1 protein-coding gene and 1 pseudogene are annotated in these 1,042 nt (G+C 70.4%); one reads left to right on the forward strand and one right to left on the reverse strand.

The genetic code is table 11. From position 1 onward, the window contains the following. Window positions 1–186: pseudogene (locus tag A612_RS17400) on the forward strand (permease); the annotation flags it as partial. Between the two features lie 36 nt (window positions 187–222). On the opposite strand, the gene phhA reads toward A612_RS17400, so the two are convergent. Then, window positions 223–1,042: phenylalanine 4-monooxygenase (gene phhA / locus A612_RS10910; RefSeq protein WP_019374517.1), on the reverse strand; the 820-nt coding region annotated here is incomplete at its 5' end.

The raw sequence follows: 1,042 nt of genomic DNA on the forward strand, positions 1-1,042 counted from the left end.
GCGGAGCCGGCGGCGCGGCGGGCGCGCTTCGTGTGCTGGCAATCGGACGGCGACAACGTGGTCTACCCGGCGCGCGCCGCCTGGCTGGAGGGCGCCGACAACCGCGTCCTGGCGGGCGTGCCGCACGTGGCGCTGGCCTTCTACCCGGAGGTGGTGGCGCAGTGCCTGGCGTGGCTGGATGAATGACGGCGGCGCGCGCTCTGCGGGAATGGGAAGGGCGGCTCAGCCCGCGGCCGTCGCGGCCTCGCTTGCCGGGCGGCCGTCCGCCGTGAATTCGGGCAGGCCGCGCAGCTGCTCGTACAGCGGCGCGAAATCCTGCGCCGTCAGGTCGAACAGCTGCTGGAAGCTGTCGATCACGAAGTAGGTCTGCTGGTAGGTGTCGATCTTGTAGCGCGTGCGCATGGTGCGCAGCAGCTCCAGCGGCAGGCGCAGCGGCTCGGGGCTGCGGACCGAGTAGGGCAGCTCGCCCGCCGAGCTGAGGATGCCGGCGCCGTAGGCGCGCAGGCCGTCCGCCTCACGGATCAGGCCGAACTCGATGGTGTACCAATACAGGCGCGAGAGCATCTCGCAGGCGCCCAGGCGCTCGGCCTTGAGGCCGCCCTCGCCGTAGCGCTGCACGTAGTCGGCAAACACCGGGTTGAACAGCAGCGGCACGTGGCCGAACAGGTCGTGGAACACGTCCGGCTCGACCACGTAGTCGAATTCCTCGGGCTTGCGGATCCAGTCCGTGACCGGGAACTTGCGGTTCGCCAGCAGTTGGAAGAAAGGCACTTCGGGGATCAGCCCCGGCACCGTGACGATCTCCCAGCGCGTGGCCTTGTAGAGGCGCTCGTTCACCTCCTCGAAGCGCGGGATGCGTTCCTTGGCGCCCAGGAGCGGCAGCGCGTCGATGAAGGCCTGGCTCGCCAGTCCGGGCAGCTGGGCCGACTGGCGCTGGTAGAGCCGGTGGTAGGTGTCGTGGTCGGTCGCGGTGTAGGCCGCCCAGTTCTGCTCGCAGGTGTAGTCCTCGCGCGCGCGGCTGTAGTCGCCGCGCGGCGGGCGG

This window comes from Melaminivora alkalimesophila, from assembly GCF_000282995.1.
Taxonomy (GTDB): domain Bacteria; phylum Pseudomonadota; class Gammaproteobacteria; order Burkholderiales; family Burkholderiaceae_C; genus Melaminivora; species Melaminivora alkalimesophila.